This is a genomic window from Desulfococcus sp., from assembly GCF_050178255.1.
Taxonomy (GTDB): domain Bacteria; phylum Desulfobacterota; class Desulfobacteria; order Desulfobacterales; family Desulfococcaceae; genus Desulfococcus; species Desulfococcus multivorans.
Genome location: NZ_JBFXGG010000004.1, coordinates 20,708 through 35,742, shown reverse-complemented (window position 1 = coordinate 35,742; position 15,035 = coordinate 20,708). Strand labels below are relative to the sequence as shown.

Here is a 15,035-nt window from a genome sequence, read left to right as displayed (position 1 = left end):
CAGTCACATAAACACGTCATCAAGCTGAATCCCACAGGCCTGGACACACCGGGGACCGGGACGATACAAGATGACGGCGATATGCAGAGACTCCTTTTCTATTTTCTTTGACGGCCGGATAATATACATCATCTTCTACAGCAAACATATGGAGGGAAGTGTAAAGTCACCTCATGAACAGAACAAAACATCTCGTGATTGTCTGCTGCCTGTCCATCCTCATGATCATTGCGGGCACCCTTGGTTATATGCTGATTGAGGGTTGGGATGTTTTGGACGCTCTTTACATGACGGTTATCACCGTCGCCTCGGTGGGGTATTCGGAAGTCCAGTCGTTAAGTTCCATGGGTCGTATCTATACCATGGTTCTCATCTTCTCAGGACTGGGGCTGTTCGTTTACGTCGCCGGCGCCGTGGTTCAATTCATGGTGGAGGGACAGATTCGTGAAACATTGGGGAGACGAAGATTGGACAAGAAAATCAGCCAACTCGAAAACCACTATATTATCTGCGGGTATGGCCGCATTGGCCGGGTTTTGTGCAACAAACTGAAAAGCAAACCCATAGACCTGGTCGTCATCGAAAAGGATTCGGAGTTGATCCCCGTAATGGAGGCCGACAATGTGCTCCACCTTTCCGGAGACGCAACCAACGAAATGCTGCTGCTGAAAGCCGGTATCGAGCACGCCAAAGGGCTCGTAGCTGTCCTGGCCACGGACACGGAAAACGTTTTCCTGGTTCTGACAGCCCGCCAACTCAACAAGAACATTGAAATCATCGCCAGAGCGGGCAGCGATCGGTCCGCGGCGAAACTTACGGCAGCAGGCGCAGATCGGGTTGAGTCACCATACGCCATGGGGGCGTCAAACATGGCCAATCGGATTCTCAGACCGACGGTGACCACTTTTCTGGATCTGGCCTTTACGCATCGCCGCAAGGATATTCAAATGGAGGAGATTCCCGTCGGAAAGGCATCCGCCCTCGTCGGCAAGATGCTCAAGGATTCGGGCATCCGCCAGAATTACAACCTCATCATTATCGCCATCAAAAAGTCGGACGGCGGCATGCTGTTCAACCCATCCTTCGAAGCGACCATCAACAGCGGGGACACCCTGATCGCCGTAGGCGAATCGGGGAACCTTGAAAAATTGGAAAACGCCCTGAACCCCTGATCACAGACCGTGACCGACCGCTATATCTTGTAAATAATCCGCCGGTCAGTGATGACAATATCGACATATTTATCATGAGGCTCCATGGGGACCTGGGGTATGACCTGATCTTCAAAAATCAGTGCGACCTTTCGGGTTGTGACGGACAACTTGGGAATCAGACGATCGTAATAACCCATTCCCGATCCGATCCGACCGCCCTTTTCATCAAATGCAATCCCTGGGATGATGGCGATGTCAACCTGATCGACAGGCACTCGCTTGCATCTCTCCGGATCCGGCTCCAACACACCACGAGGACCCGGTTTCAGATCTTTCTCGATATCGTCGACCTTCATCAGCGTCATGGTTCGCTTTTCTTTGCCAAAAGCGGGCAAAACAACTATTTTGTTATGTTCGAAGCACCATTGCAAAATCCGCTTCGTCGGAATCTCGTGCTTGAGGTTCACGTACAGGAGGGAAATCTTGGCTTCTATGAAATTAGCGAAATCGAAAAGCCTTTCCTCCAAGTTTTTAGTCTTTTTCCTGAAAACATCATCGGAAAGGGCGTCCATCATCGTGATCATGTCAGTCCGGATACTGCTCTTCTTCTCTCTGATCTCATCCATACACTGCTCTCCTATCCGCTGAGCTCCAAGACATTTTTTTGATATATTATAGTAATATAATTAATTTTTCCGATTAGAGTCAACTGATATTATCCATTGACTCCCCTCTCTGCCCATGATAACTTTTTAACAATTATCCTGGAGTTGCCGAGCAATCGTTTTGCCGGGACCCGGTTCAGCGATAACGATCTCAACTTTATATACAACCGACTTTTGAGATTATAGGAATTATTATGCTGGAAATCAAGTTTGTGAGACAAAATTTAGCGGAAGTACAAAAAGCGCTGACCACACGGAACGACAAAGCCGACCTCGGTGGTTTTCGTGATGCGGATGAAAAACGACGGGAGATCCTCCAGGAAATCGAGATATTGAGGCATCGAAGAAATGTGGTTTCAGAACAGATCGCCGATATGAAGAAAAATGGTGAAAACGCCGAAAGCCTCGTGACGGAAATGCGGGACGTCTCCTCTCGGATCAAAGCGCTGGACATCCGGTTGGCGCGTTATGATGAAACGCTTCAGGGTATCCTGATGACGCTCCCCAATATACCGCATGCTTCGGTTCCCATTGGACGCGACGAGTCGGAAAATATCCTGTTGAAACAGGTTGGCACTCCCACCCGATTTGATTTCACGCCCAAAGCCCATTGGGATATCGGTGAAAATCTGGGAATCCTCGATTTGGAACGGGCCGCCAAAATCACCGGCGCCAGGTTTCCACTTTATATCGGTGCGGGCGCACGGTTGGAGAGGGCGCTTATCAACTTCATGCTCGATATCCACACCACCGAACACGGATACACGGAAACCCTGCCGCCGTTCATCGTCAACCGCGCCGCCATGACCGGCACCGGTCAACTCCCTAAATTCGAGGCCGATCTTTTCAAGCTGGAAAACTGGGATTATTTTCTGATCCCCACCGCCGAGGTTCCCGTAACCAACATTTACGGCGGCGACATCCTCGCCGAAGAAGACCTCCCGATTTACCACACGGCCTACACCCCGTGCTTCCGCTCCGAGGCCGGTTCCTACGGCAAAGACACCCGAGGATTGATCCGCCAGCACCAGTTCAACAAGGTCGAACTCGTCAAGTTTGTCCATCCCGATCATTCTTATACCGAACTGGAATCCTTGCTCGAACACGCCGAAACCATTCTGAAGCGCCTGGAGTTGCCTTATCAAGTCATCACCCTGTGTACCGGAGATTTGGGATTTTCATCCGCCAAGACCTATGACATCGAGGTCTGGCTTCCGGCTCAAAACAAGTATCGGGAAATCTCGTCCTGCAGCAATTTCGAGGATTTTCAGGCACGACGCGCCAACATCCGGTTCAAGCAAAAGGGCAGGAAAGGAACGGAATGGATTCATACCCTTAACGGTTCGGGCCTTGCCGTTGGGCGGACCTTTGCCGCCATCCTTGAAAACTATCAGCAGGCCGACGGATCAGTGCTTATCCCTGAAGCACTGAAACCCTATATGGGCGGCCTCGAAAAAATAGACCATAAAAAATAGAGAGATATCAAGTTGAAGCCACAAGACTTTCCGAAAGAAATCCGCTCTTATCTGATTCCCGAAAAAGCAGGCCGGCTCGCCTACCACTGTCTCGGCTGCGGTACGGTGCACGGAATTGACAAGCTGCTCTACACCTGCCCGGATTGCGGCCAGGTGCTGCTCATTCAGGATGAGCAGTTCGATCGGCTCAGACAAATCCCAGGTCCGCTCTGGCGCCGTATTTTCGACTATCGACGGATGCTCAAGATCCCGGCCCTGAAAGGCATCTATCTCTACCACGAATTTATCGGCTCCGTCATTCCCCTGTCGGATATTGTCTACCTGGGCGAAGGGCACACCCCCATCGTTTCAGCCAATAACACGCTGCAGGAGTTGGCGGGCATGGCCTTCTTTTTCAAAAACGACGGCCAGAACCCCAGCGCCTCGTTCAAAGACCGCGGCATGGCCAGCGCTTTCAGCTATATCAACTACCTGATCAAAAGCGGCAAGATCAAGAATGTCCTGGCCGTTTGCGCCTCGACGGGCGACACTTCGGCAGCGGCCGCCCTCTATGCGGCTTATCTCAAGCCCCATGTCAAATCGGCCGTGCTGTTGCCTCACAAGAAGGTCACTCCCCAACAACTCTCCCAACCCCTGGGCAGCGGTGCGCGAGTCTTCGAAATTCCCGGGGTTTTTGACGACTGCATGAAGGTGGTGGAGCACCTCGCCGAACACTACCCGGTAGCGCTTCTCAACTCGAAAAATGCCTGGCGCATTCTGGGGCAGGAATCCTATTCCTATGAAATCGCTCAAGATTTCGAGTACGACATGGCCGGAAAGGTGATTGTCGTTCCCATCGGCAACGCCGGAAACATCACAGCCGTCATGAGCGGGTTCCTGAAATTCTACGATATCGGAATTATCGACGTTCTGCCTAAAATCATCGGGGTCCAGTCGGCCCATGCCAATCCCGTCTACCGCTACTACATGGAGCCGGACCCCGCCAAACGTCGATTTGTCCCCATGGCCGTCAAACCCAGCGTCGCCCAGGCCGCCATGATCGGAAACCCCGTCTCCATGCCCAGGGTCATTCATCTGGCGGAAAAATACAACCAAATCGCCGGTGAACAGCGGGTTTTTTTCGTTGAGGTCACCGAGCAGGAGATCATGGATTGGGAGTTGACGGCCAACCATAACGGTCACATCGCCTGCACCCACGGCGGAGAATCCTTAGCCGGACTCGTTCGGGCTCGACAGACGGGATTGGTCGATACTGATGAAACAGCTGTGGTGGACTCCACGGCTCACGCCCTCAAATTCGCTGGTTTTCAGGAAATGTACTTCGAAAATCGGTTCCCCGATGAGTTCGGAATCCATCCTGATCCGAGGCTGATGAACCGACCCGTTTATATGCGGCCGGACGATCTGGAGAAGGTCCCGGCACCGGGAAATCCCATTGACGGCGAGGATTTCGAAAAATTTGTCCGCAGGGTATCCGAGGAGATCGCCAGGACGCTGGATCTTGTCGCATTATGATGGACCATGGCACCGGCTATCGCCGGTGCGCCTTTCAATTCTTCGCCTGATTCTCCAATGCAGCTGCGCAGGACGTAAGCCGCCTTCGAACCACGCCAGCATCCCGAAAGTCGAAAATGAAATAACACTAGTGGATCATCAGATCTCCGAAATAGGCAACATTCTGGAGGTTCACAACAGGCTCGATCCCGAGATGCCGTTTTCCGGCCCATGACACCTTCTCCCAATGGAGGGGAATAAAGGCCGCCTCGTCATAGAGAATCTGCTCGACCTTCTGGAGCAATACCCGGCGTCGGGCGTTACCGGTTTCCATCCGGGAGGCGAGGATGAGCTCATCCACTTTCGCGTTACAGTAATTTCCGCTGTTGTAGCGGCCATATCCGGTTTCCGTATCAGGACACATCAGGAGGTTTTCCGTGTAATTGGCGGAATCCTCCATTTCCGGATGCCATCCGATCATCTGGATATCAGCGGTTTGGGCGTCGAAGCGATCCCAGTAATGAATCCTGGGCAGCGTCTTGAGGTCCACCGTGATATTGATTCTGGAAAGCATGACGGCAACCGCTTCAGCCACCTTGGCATCGTTGACGTAGCGGTTGTTGGGAGCGATCATGGTACATTCGAACCCGTTTTCATATCCGGCCGATTTCATCAGTGCCTTGGCCTTGGCCGGATCAAAACGGGGCGTCAGGCGCGGGGTATATCCCGAAAAGCCTTTGGGCCCTTGTTGGCCCGCTGCCGTGGCAGCCCCTTTCATGATCTTCTCTACGATATCCGCTTTGTTTACTACCCAATTCATGGCCAGTCGAACCTGAGGGTTTCTGAACTCGGGACGACGCTTCTGATTCAGTTGAAGCGTGATGATACGGCTTCCCGTTATCGCAATCAGCCGAAGATTCTCATCCGCCTCGATACGCCCGTAATCCTGGGGCGGCACCGGCGTGATCATATCGACATTTCCCGACCTCAGCGCGCTTACCCGAGCGGCATCGTTTTTAATGGGAATCAGGATGATCCTGTCGATATTGCCAAGGGATTTGTCGTCCCAATATCCCGGAAATTTTTGAAAAACAGTTTTTACACCCGGATCCCGCATTGTGACGTGATACTTTCCGGTTCCGGAAGCGTGGGTGGCGGCAAAAGAAGGACCGGCCGTAACAACGGCATCCTTGTAGCGTCCGTTTTCATCCATCCCCCTGTAAAATCGACGGTCCATGGGAAAAATCAAGGCCGCCATGTTGAGGATGAGGGCGCAGGGTTTTTGCGTCACAAGATCGACCGTTTGGTCATCAATGATCTTGACGTCTTCAAGATCCTTGAAAAGCCTATTGTAATCCGGGCTTTTCATCAGACGATGCACAGTCCATTTCACGTCTTCCACGGTAAACGGATTACCGCTGTGAAACGTCACGCCCCGCTTCAGATAAAACCGCATGGCCCTGTCGCTGATACGCTCCCATCGTTCCGCCAGACGCGGCTCGAATGTCATGTCGGCGGTCCGACGCACCAGCGGATCAAAGACCATGTGAGCATACTGAAGGGTTTCGGCAGACAACTGTGCGTGAGGGTCCAGTGAGACGGGATCTCTTTCGGCACCAAGCTTCAGGATCTGTTCTTCGGATGCCCCCGAGAGCGCTGCCAGCCACCCCATTCCCACCAAAATGATCACTGTCCATCCGGATCTGTTCATGGCCTGTTTCCCGGCCTTTCACAATTTTTCCAGGAGGTCCAGCAGGAGTCGAACACCGAACCCCGTTCCCCCGGGGGTACAATAGGCGCCGCTTTTCTTGGCATAGGCGGGACCGGCGATATCGATATGGACCCATTGGGTATCTTTTACAAATGCCGACAAAAACAGGGCAGCCGTAATGGCGCCGCCCCACTTGGAGCTGCTCATATTGCTGATGTCGGCAAAATCGCTTTTGAGCAGTTCCTTGTAATCCTCGGGCATGGGCATTCGCCAGCATCGTTCGAAGGTGCGCCTTCCCGATGCGATAATCGCCTCGGCCAGGGCGTCCTCCTCTGTAAAAACCGCTGCAATTTTTTCTCCAAGGGCCACTACGCAGGCACCGGTCAGGGTCGCCATGTCAATGAGGATATGGGGCTTGTAAACCTCGACGGCATAGGCGATGGCATCGGCCAGAATGAGCCGCCCCTCGGCATCCGTATTGCCGACCTCCACCGTCTTGCCGGAGTATGTATGGATGATATCCCCGGGTCTGATCGCTTTACCTGAAGGCATATTTTCGACCAGGGGCAGCACCCCCACCACGTTGAGCTTCGGTTTGAGCCTGGCCACGCTGATGAGCGTCGCCGCCACTGCGGCTGAACCGGCCATGTCCATCTTCATACCTTCCATGGCCCCTCCGATCTTCAGATTCAGACCGCCGGAATCAAACGTAACCCCCTTGCCCACGAGACAGACGGTCTTTTCGGCGCCTTCGGTCCGATATTCGAGGAACACCAGCCGGGGTGCGGCATGACTCCCTTGCCCGACGGCCAGAAGAGCACCAAATCCATTTTCCGCAAGGATCTTTTCATCCCATATCACGGCATCAAGCCCTTCTGCCCGGGCAAGAGCGGCAATCGATTCAGCATAGGCATCCGGTCGCTTATCGACGGCGGGAACGGAAACCCATTCCCGCGCCTGGAGGGTACCCCTGCAGGCCGCCGTCACCCGGGTCGGAAGCCTTGAAAAGCGTCTGACATCCTGAGCCTTGGCCCAGAATCCGATCTTTTTCAAGGGGATCTGTTTTTTCTCGCTCTTGTATTGGTCAAAACGATAGTTGCCCAGAAAAGCGCCCTCCATCATTGCCTCAAGCAGGTCGGCGGCATCCAGACCGCATTTGGCCGCCGAAGGAACGGCCAGCAAAACGTCGTCAAGCCCTCGAGTGATGCATCTGTTGACCGCTCGGCCGGTCAAAGCGCGAAACACCTCGGTATCCGCGGTGGCCTTCGGTCCCGCCCCCATGAAAATTACGCGGTCTGCCGACACCTCCGCAGGATGATGAAAAACCACTTCCTCTTCGATTTTACCGTTGAACTCTTCCAGAGCCATCGCTTTTTTCACCAGCAGGCCAACGCTTCGGTTGTCATGGATATCGGTGTCTTCACACACCGGAATGATGAGGGTTTTAAGGGGGTCTTTCTTGGGATTGACCACTTTGAGTTCCAGCACGGTGGAGATCTCCTTTTCTCTGTTCGTCGTTTAAGGGTTATGGGGACCGTTTCAACGCCCGCCGGGACGTCCCGCAGCCGGCTGAAAAATTATGATCGCAGGGTTGCTACCAGCCTGAGGGGATGGGACAGGAGCGCCAACGCCGAAAGGATATCGGTACACACGACATCCGCAGCCGTGAGCGTTTCCACGGCAACGCCCTCCTCGAGAATGACGGCGATCCCCAAAACAGCCGCGGCCAGCATCCGGCGATCATTTCTGCCGTTGCCGATGCAGACGGTCTCTTCACATCCGAGTCGTTGGACATAGGCCAACTTTTCCTCGTCCTGCCTGTCCGGAGGCAGAACGGTAAGACGGCAGGAAATCCCCTCCAGGGCCGCTTCGGCCTTTCCAAACGTGTCGGCGGTGAGAACGTGGACACCGACATGACCCGCAAGGGCATTCAGAGCCGTGTCCACGCCGTCGACCAAACGGCCGTCAACGGCAAGGGTCCCATTGTAATCCAGCACCAGGTGCGCCATCCGCAATCTTCCGTATCCGGGAACATCGATCTCGATCATTCAGCACCTCCTTCGTGGAAAGGTATCGCAGTTTTGACAGTTCGTGCCGCACATGCCATTCAATGAAATCCAACCGGGCGGGAATATATCGGATCAAACAGAATCGATCAATCCACCGGCGCCGACAGCGTTGGATCGAACCGATAAAACCCGTCCAGATGGACCCGCCAGTAAACCTCGTATACAAGGTTGCGGCTGTTAAAAGCCACAACCTTACCACGCTTGAGGGACGCATAGATCAAATCGAAATTTTCGGCATCCTCCACATGGTAGATCATGGCCGCGTGCCCATCTTTGAGCACCATCAGATCGCCGGGTTCAACCATGTCCGGATGGATCCTGATCGTCCGGGCCAGCAGCATCTTCATGGGCATGTAGCCGGGGAAGGCAAAACCCGCATTCCTTGCCGCTTCGCCGTAAATGGCGCAAATGAGATGAGAGTTGTCCGCAGCTCCGTGATGCTCGGGGTCCGCGCCAAAGGCGTACGGCATCCCAACATATCGTTCGGCAATACCGGGAATGCCGTTTCTAACTGCTGCAAGTGACGCCTCGGGTAGCGCCGCCACCGCCGGCGTCATCCATATGACCCCCAGGGAAAAGGCTATTGCGCATTTCAGGAGGATTTTCCATCGCCTTTGTTTGTTCATGCACCTTGAAATTTTCACTGAAATTCAACTCCTGTAGGGATTATACGACCGACCTCCGATCTCCTGCGATTGAAGGTTTGTATCGGCTGTTGATATCTGAACCATGCAATTTTCGGCTTTTGTGATGGTAAAGAAAAGCGGCTGGAATATATCATAACAAAGCGATGGTTCATACCGATAACCTCGAGCATCATACGCTTTTTCATCGGCCATTTAAGTCATGACTTAAAACCTGTTTTTTGATATCAACACGAAAGTCAAAAGTCGTGTTCCAAACGTCAAGAAAGGATCCATCAGAGCATACCATGAAAAAGGACTCTGTTCAAAATCAGTGCATTTTTCATGTATTTGACGGTCTGCGTGAGGGACTCTCCCATTTTTCACCGCCGAGTCGGGTGGCCCTGATTTATGCCATTCATGCCGATGATCCCATTCGCATCTATGATCCGCAGCTGCTTTTGCACGGTCACGAACCCAAGCTGAAAGAGCTTTACCTGGACAGCCATGCCTGGCGAAAAGCTGATTTCGACTTGACTAAAATGAAGAAATTCGAGGTGCAACACGAGGAAAACCTTCAATTGGCCGGCCTCATCTCTTTCGGCGGCAGGTCCCGATCAATCGCCTATCAGATGTGGTTCACGGAGCACCATCCGGACATGTGCTCCACGGGTCCGACAGAGCGATGGCTTGAGCATGCCGTCTGGCTGCTTTCCCAGGACATGGCCAATGCGGACGCCCCGTGCATCGGCACGTCGGGATACGTTCTTCGTGAATATGCCGGCCACGCCGTCAGGGACTACATCGTCGACAAACGGATCTCCCTCATCGGGTGGGATACCCACATTCGGGTCTATCCGACCCTCGACGCCGTGCTGGGGATCTCCGAAACCTTCGAAGAGGGCGTCTGGCCCAGGGGCATTCTCGCCTTTGTAGAACCCTGCGCCGTTGAAGAGATCCGCTTCATCGCCCGATTTCCCGAGTTGGAGCGCCCTCAACTCAAAAACTATAAGCACGTCCGGAAACTGCTCTTATCTGTGCAGAACTCCATAAGACGGCTTGTTTCCGACGGCAAGAGCATCATCGGCATCGCCGTGGGAAAGATGCCCCGGGGATGTATTATCGCCGATTTCCGGTCCGGCCATGGTTTTCTCCGCCTGAACGGTGATTTGATCTGCAGCTTTTTCGATGGGAGGTTCCATTCCTCGACCCGGAAAGCAAAGCTGGTGCAGGTCGAGGAAATATTGCTGGAGTGGCAGAACGAATCGAATGACGGCAACGACTTGTTCAAAATCATCTCAAACATCGTCCACAACGCTCAGGAAGAGCGGTATGGGTGCACCATCGTCATCGATCTCAACCCCGCCCCCATCAATATCTCCGGCCAGCACCTGGAACATCCCCTCGACCTGAGGCGGGAATCCCAACTGGCGTTGGCCAAAGCTCTGGCTCGTGTGGACGGCGCCCTTCACATCGGCAAAGACCTTCACCTCCACGGATTTGCCTGTCTTCTGGATGGTTATGCCGTACCGGGTGAAGACCGATCAAGGGGCGCCCGTTACAATTCGGCCCTCAGATTTACCAATCACCACGACCATATCATGGCCGTAGTGGTTTCGGCGGATCGACCCGTTTCCGTCATTCAGGGCGGTGTCGAGCTCACGGCGAGATGCGAATGGAAACCGCTCTATGGTTATATCGCTACGCCGCCCACTCTCGACACCTACATCCGGCGGTCGGAGTAAAAAGAATCAGGCGGTCCGGCATCCCGGGCCCCCCTCAAGCCGCTTTCCAATTCGCCGACCGGTCATCAAGGGTCCGGAAAGGTGCCGCCGATCCTGTCGATCCTGATATCGTATTTCTGGACCTTGTGTCTGAGCGTCCGGGGACTGATTCCAAGCATCCTGGACGCCTTTTCCCGGTCGCCCCGGGCACGGTGCAGCGCCTCCAGAATCGCCCCGGTCTCCGCCTTCTTTCGAACCTCGGCCAGGTCCATCGTTTCCGTCGATTCTCGGAAATGCCACAAAAAATCAGGGGGAAGATCATCAACGTGGATGGTCTTGTTGGTGCTGATGATAAAGATCCGCTCCATCATATTCTTGAGTTCCCGGACATTTCCGGGCCAGTCATACCGTACGAAAAGATCGATGACCTCGGGATGAAGCACGGGTTTGGGCTTGTTGTAAAGGGCTTCGAACTGGTTGAGGAAATGGGAGACCATCCCGGGGATGGCGTTTCTGCGATCACGCAGGGGGGGCAGGTAGATGGGAATCACCTGCAGGCGATAAAAGAGATCTTCCCGGAAAAGTCCTTTTTTGATCTCTCCCTTGAGATCCTTGTTGGTCGCGGAAATCACGCGGACGTCCACCTCGATCATCTCGTTGCCGCCGATCCGCATGAAACGAAAATCCTCGAGAACGCGAAGAAAATCGATCTGATTGTCGAGGGGCAGTTCCGCGACTTCATCCAGAAAAAGGGTTCCCCGGTGCGCCGATTCGAAACAACCGATCTTCTGTTCGACCGCTCCGGTGAACGCCCCTTTTTCATGGCCAAAAAGCTTGTCCTCGAACATCATACCGGAAAGGATGCCGCAGTTGACGGGAATAAACGGATGCTCCGCCCGGGGGCTCTGAAGGTGAATGATCTTCGCCAACATCTCCTTCCCCGTACCGCTCTCGCCTGCCAACAGGACATTGACATCATAGAGGGCCACCTGCCGGATCACGGCCATGATCTCCGCCATGATATCACAACCGAGGATAAATTCATCTAAAACCGATCGCTCGGCGCATTCGGGGAAAGTGTAACGGGTTTTCATATTGTCACCACCACAACGGTATCTATCTCCGTTGTGCGGATTAGCTCAATCCCAGGTCATTGTCAACGGCAAATCGGCAACCTTCTGCCTCAAGCGGCAAGACTTTGCCTGAATCACGTCCGCCCGAAAACGGTCTTTTACGGCCATATCTTCATATTTCAGCATTATTTCAACAGATTGATAGAAATCAACCTCTTGGTTTATATTATGGTATTATGTTTGCAGTGCTATAACACCTTTTCAACAAAAACGAGCGGAGAATGCTCACGGATGCGTTCCAATCGAACTATCGAGAACTTTATGCATCCCCTGCATCATTACTACGCGATCCAAGGGGATGAAAATGTCGGAGACGCCCTTCACTTGATCGCAAAGGCTGCATCGAAGGGTAAGATGCCCTGCCTCCTCGTAATCGGAAAAAACCGGCAAGCCAGGGAAACCGTGATCGGATCCCTGTCGTCCCGAGAGATCGTCTTCGGAATCATGGGTCATTTTCTGAAAAGCGCCGGAAAAATCGGCCCGATTCTCTGGGAGGGTCGCCTGGAAACAGAAATGCCGACAGCGGCTTCAAGACGAGTGGCCGACATTATGACCCCCGTTTCGGCCTGCATCGGCGGTTCCCAGGACATTATGGAGGCCGTCTTTCTGCTGAACAAGCACCGAGCCACTTTTCTGCCCGTAATCCGGCAACAGGAGGTCGTTGGGGGCATCCATCTGGATGATATCCTGAATCGATTTATTCAGATGGTGTCCCTTTAACCCTGGAAAGCATATACACAGTAATTGATGGATGCCCCACTGGGACGGCAGGTATCCGCCAATGTGAGATAAGAGTGCTGTCCCCGAAACGCCGGTCGCCCCGGAAAGCCGCTGGTCAAACATTTTGAAAACACTCACCAAGGAGGTTTATTGTGAAAACCCAATTCGTTAAAGACTTGATGGTTCCGCTTTCGGAATATGCCACCGTATCCAAAGACGCAACGTTGGCCGAGGCCGTGAAAGCGTTGAGAGACGCCCAGAAGGTATTCGACCCAAACAAATACCGCCATAGAGCTATCCTGGTGTTGGACGAAAAGAAAAACGTCATCGGAAAACTCAGCCTGATCTGCATCCTTCGGGCCCTCGAACCCAAATATGATGAAATGATATCAGACAAGCGGCCGATGCACCTCGGCTTCACACGCCAATTCCAAAAAGCCATGCTGGAACAGCTGCGGCTTTGGGAAGCACCGCTCAAGGACATCTGCAAGAAAGCGGCGGATATCAAGGTTGAAAATTTTATGGTGAGGCCCGACGAAGGGGAATGTGTCGAAAAGGACGCCTCTCTGAACGAAGCCATCCATCAGTTTGTCATGGGACACCATCAATCCCTTCTGGTAACGGAGGACAAACGCATCATCGGCATTTTACGACTGACGGACGTATTTACAAAGATCAGCGACATGATCATCGCCTGCAACATTTAGGTCTGAACCCATTGTATTGACAGACAAGGCATATTGCTAAAACAGGAGGAATATTTATGGCAAGCGACGCTGCGGCAGTACCAAATGCAAACAGCACCAACTGGAAAAAGATTCTGTTCATTCTGCTCGGTGTATTTCTGTTCATGATCGTTTATTACTCCCCCATGTGGCCCGATGCCGTCGATCCCACCGGCAAGGCGTTTTCCCTCAGCAAGGAAGGCAAGGGCGCCATCGCCGTATTCCTGCTGGCCGGCACCTGGTGGGTGTTCGAAGTGGTTCCCATCGGCGTCACGAGCCTTGCCATCGGCGTTCTCCAGGTGCTGTTCATGATCCGGCCGGCCAACGTCGCATTCAAGGATTTCATGGACCCGTCGGTTCTCTTCATCTTCGGGTCCATCGTCATCGGTCTGGTCTTCACCAAAACCGGGCTGACCCGCAGGCTTGCCTATAAGATGCTGATGATTGTCGGCGAAAAGACAAGCATGATCTACCTGGGATGCTTTTTCGTCACGGCCGCCTTGACGCACATCATGGCCCATACGGCGGTGGCGGCCACCATCTATCCCCTTCTCGTGGCCATATACTCCCTCTACGGCGAAGGCGACAAACCGACCAAGTTCGGCAAAGGGCTTTTTATGGGCATGGCCTATGTCGCCGGCGCCGGTTCCGTCGTTACCCTCCTGGGCGCGGCGCGAGGGGCCGTGGCGTTGGGATTTTTCAAGGATATCATGAAGCAGGAGATCGGATTTTTCGAGCTCTCCTACTACATGTTTCCAGTGGGATGGCTCATGGTTGCGCTGCTCTGGGGATTTTTCATGATCGTTTGCAAGCCCGAGAAGAAAACCATCCCAGGGCTCAAGGATCGGGCCAGGAAGCTGAACGCCGATTTGGGGAAAATCACGAAAAAAGAGATTGTCGCCGCCGTTATCGTCGGCTCCGTTATCCTGATATTGGGGGCTTCGGCCGTCATGAAAAGCGCCATTCCCGGATTTGTTCCGCCCGACAAAACCGGCATCATCCTGATTTCCACCATTCTTTTCTTCATCTTCGGCATTCTCGACATCAACGACCTGGAGGAGATCCCCTGGAACATCATTCTCCTCTTCGCCGGCGCCATGAGCATCGGTTTCTGCCTCTGGGAGACGGGCGCCGCCGAATGGCTGGCCATCAACTGGCTGACCATCTTCAAGGAGTCCAACTGGTTCGTCTTCGTGATGGGAATCGCCTTCTTCGTCATGATTATGACGAACTTCATTATGAACGTGGCCGCCATCGCCATCTCGCTGCCGGTGGCTCTGGTCATCGCGCCCTATCTCAACGTGGCCGGCGAGGTGATCCTTTTCGCCTCACTGGTCGTGGCCGGCATGCCGTTTCTGCTTCTGGTGGGTGCGGCCCCCAACGCCATCGCCTACGACTCCAAGCAGTTCACAACGGGCGAATTCTTCCTTTACGGCATTCCGGCGAGCATCCTGCTGATGCTGTTGACGGGTTTTGCGGTATATATCCTGTGGCCGATCATGGGGATGTCGATCCGGCTGGGATAGCCGGCGATCTCCCGGG

General features: G+C 53.6%; 13 protein-coding genes. 7 read left to right on the top strand and 6 right to left on the bottom strand.

The annotated features are described in order from the left end of the window. The first annotated feature begins 173 nt into the window (after nucleotides 1-173). Complete coding sequence (locus AB7S84_RS01955; protein ID WP_428152814.1) at nucleotides 174-1,172, top strand: potassium channel family protein; 999 nt, start codon at nucleotides 174-176, stop codon at nucleotides 1,170-1,172. Nucleotides 1,173-1,192: 20 nt separating this feature from the next. On the opposite strand, the gene AB7S84_RS01950 is transcribed toward AB7S84_RS01955, so the two are convergent. Further along, nucleotides 1,193-1,780: a 5-formyltetrahydrofolate cyclo-ligase gene (locus tag AB7S84_RS01950; protein WP_020877006.1), complete on the bottom strand. Its 588-nt coding sequence runs from the start codon at nucleotides 1,778-1,780 to the stop codon at nucleotides 1,193-1,195. Between the two features lie 233 nt (nucleotides 1,781-2,013). On the opposite strand from AB7S84_RS01950, the gene serS reads away from it, so the two are divergent. Further along, the gene (gene serS / locus AB7S84_RS01945; protein WP_020877005.1) at nucleotides 2,014-3,294 is read left to right on the top strand and encodes a serine--tRNA ligase; all 1,281 of its coding nucleotides are present in this window, start codon (nucleotides 2,014-2,016) and stop codon (nucleotides 3,292-3,294) included. A 12-nt stretch (nucleotides 3,295-3,306) separates the two neighbouring features. Then, entirely contained in the window at nucleotides 3,307-4,809 is a 1,503-nt protein-coding gene (thrC, locus tag AB7S84_RS01940; RefSeq protein WP_020877004.1) for a threonine synthase, read from the top strand. A gap of 127 nt (nucleotides 4,810-4,936) precedes the next feature. Here the strand turns inward: thrC and AB7S84_RS01935 are convergent, their stop codons facing one another. The 4 genes from AB7S84_RS01935 to AB7S84_RS01920 all read right to left on the bottom strand — a co-directional run bounded on the left by AB7S84_RS01935 (nucleotide 4,937) and on the right by AB7S84_RS01920 (nucleotide 9,194). Continuing rightward, entirely contained in the window at nucleotides 4,937-6,499 is a 1,563-nt protein-coding gene (locus tag AB7S84_RS01935; protein ID WP_428152813.1) for an ABC transporter substrate-binding protein, read from the bottom strand. A gap of 18 nt (nucleotides 6,500-6,517) precedes the next feature. Then, nucleotides 6,518-7,987, bottom strand: a complete 1,470-nt coding sequence (locus tag AB7S84_RS01930) for a leucyl aminopeptidase (protein WP_020877002.1) — start codon at nucleotides 7,985-7,987, stop codon at nucleotides 6,518-6,520. An 89-nt stretch (nucleotides 7,988-8,076) separates the two neighbouring features. Beyond that, the gene (locus AB7S84_RS01925) at nucleotides 8,077-8,547 is read right to left on the bottom strand and encodes an HAD family hydrolase (RefSeq protein ID WP_428152812.1); all 471 of its coding nucleotides are present in this window, start codon (nucleotides 8,545-8,547) and stop codon (nucleotides 8,077-8,079) included. Nucleotides 8,548-8,654: 107 nt separating this feature from the next. Next, nucleotides 8,655-9,194, bottom strand: coding sequence for a hypothetical protein (locus AB7S84_RS01920; RefSeq protein ID WP_052018575.1), 540 nt, complete (start codon nucleotides 9,192-9,194; stop codon nucleotides 8,655-8,657). 305 nt (nucleotides 9,195-9,499) lie between these two features. Between AB7S84_RS01920 and AB7S84_RS01915 the strand changes: the two genes are divergently transcribed. After that, nucleotides 9,500-10,936 carry a DNA integrity scanning protein DisA nucleotide-binding domain protein gene (locus AB7S84_RS01915; protein ID WP_020876999.1) on the top strand — a complete coding sequence of 479 codons (1,437 nt, stop codon included), beginning with the start codon at nucleotides 9,500-9,502 and terminating at the stop codon, nucleotides 10,934-10,936. A gap of 65 nt (nucleotides 10,937-11,001) precedes the next feature. Here AB7S84_RS01915 and AB7S84_RS01910 read toward each other — a convergent pair whose 3' ends face one another. Then, a complete protein-coding gene (locus AB7S84_RS01910) occupies nucleotides 11,002-12,009 on the bottom strand; it encodes a sigma-54 interaction domain-containing protein (RefSeq protein WP_020876998.1) in 1,008 nt (335 codons plus the stop codon). A gap of 270 nt (nucleotides 12,010-12,279) precedes the next feature. Here AB7S84_RS01910 and AB7S84_RS01905 point away from each other — a divergent pair, with 270 nt between their 5' ends. The 3 genes from AB7S84_RS01905 (at nucleotide 12,280) to AB7S84_RS01895 (ending at nucleotide 15,019) form a co-directional block, all read left to right on the top strand. Further along, nucleotides 12,280-12,768 (top strand): CBS domain-containing protein, encoded by a 489-nt coding sequence (locus AB7S84_RS01905; protein WP_020876997.1) that lies wholly within the window; start codon nucleotides 12,280-12,282, stop codon nucleotides 12,766-12,768. 152 nt (nucleotides 12,769-12,920) lie between these two features. Continuing rightward, on the top strand, nucleotides 12,921-13,475 hold the full coding sequence (locus tag AB7S84_RS01900; protein WP_020876996.1) for a CBS domain-containing protein: 555 nt from the start codon (nucleotides 12,921-12,923) through the stop codon (nucleotides 13,473-13,475). A 56-nt stretch (nucleotides 13,476-13,531) separates the two neighbouring features. Beyond that, complete coding sequence (locus tag AB7S84_RS01895) at nucleotides 13,532-15,019, top strand: SLC13 family permease (RefSeq protein ID WP_428152811.1); 1,488 nt, start codon at nucleotides 13,532-13,534, stop codon at nucleotides 15,017-15,019. The last annotated feature ends 16 nt before the right edge of the window (nucleotides 15,020-15,035 follow it).

What these genes read in the sequence shown, in the direction of transcription:
- AB7S84_RS01955 (WP_428152814.1), top strand. Translation starts at nt 174, where the DNA reads ATGAACAGAACAAAACATCTCGTGATTGTCTGCTGCCTGTCCATCCTC.
- AB7S84_RS01950 (WP_020877006.1), bottom strand. Translation starts at nt 1,780, where the DNA reads ATGGATGAGATCAGAGAGAAGAAGAGCAGTATCCGGACTGACATGATC.
- serS (WP_020877005.1), top strand. Translation starts at nt 2,014, where the DNA reads ATGCTGGAAATCAAGTTTGTGAGACAAAATTTAGCGGAAGTACAAAAA.
- AB7S84_RS01935 (WP_428152813.1), bottom strand. Translation starts at nt 6,499, where the DNA reads ATGAACAGATCCGGATGGACAGTGATCATTTTGGTGGGAATGGGGTGG.
- AB7S84_RS01925 (WP_428152812.1), bottom strand. Translation starts at nt 8,547, where the DNA reads ATGATCGAGATCGATGTTCCCGGATACGGAAGATTGCGGATGGCGCAC.
- AB7S84_RS01920 (WP_052018575.1), bottom strand. Translation starts at nt 9,194, where the DNA reads ATGAACAAACAAAGGCGATGGAAAATCCTCCTGAAATGCGCAATAGCC.
- AB7S84_RS01915 (WP_020876999.1), top strand. Translation starts at nt 9,500, where the DNA reads ATGAAAAAGGACTCTGTTCAAAATCAGTGCATTTTTCATGTATTTGAC.
- AB7S84_RS01910 (WP_020876998.1), bottom strand. Translation starts at nt 12,009, where the DNA reads ATGAAAACCCGTTACACTTTCCCCGAATGCGCCGAGCGATCGGTTTTA.
- AB7S84_RS01905 (WP_020876997.1), top strand. Translation starts at nt 12,280, where the DNA reads ATGCGTTCCAATCGAACTATCGAGAACTTTATGCATCCCCTGCATCAT.
- AB7S84_RS01895 (WP_428152811.1), top strand. Translation starts at nt 13,532, where the DNA reads ATGGCAAGCGACGCTGCGGCAGTACCAAATGCAAACAGCACCAACTGG.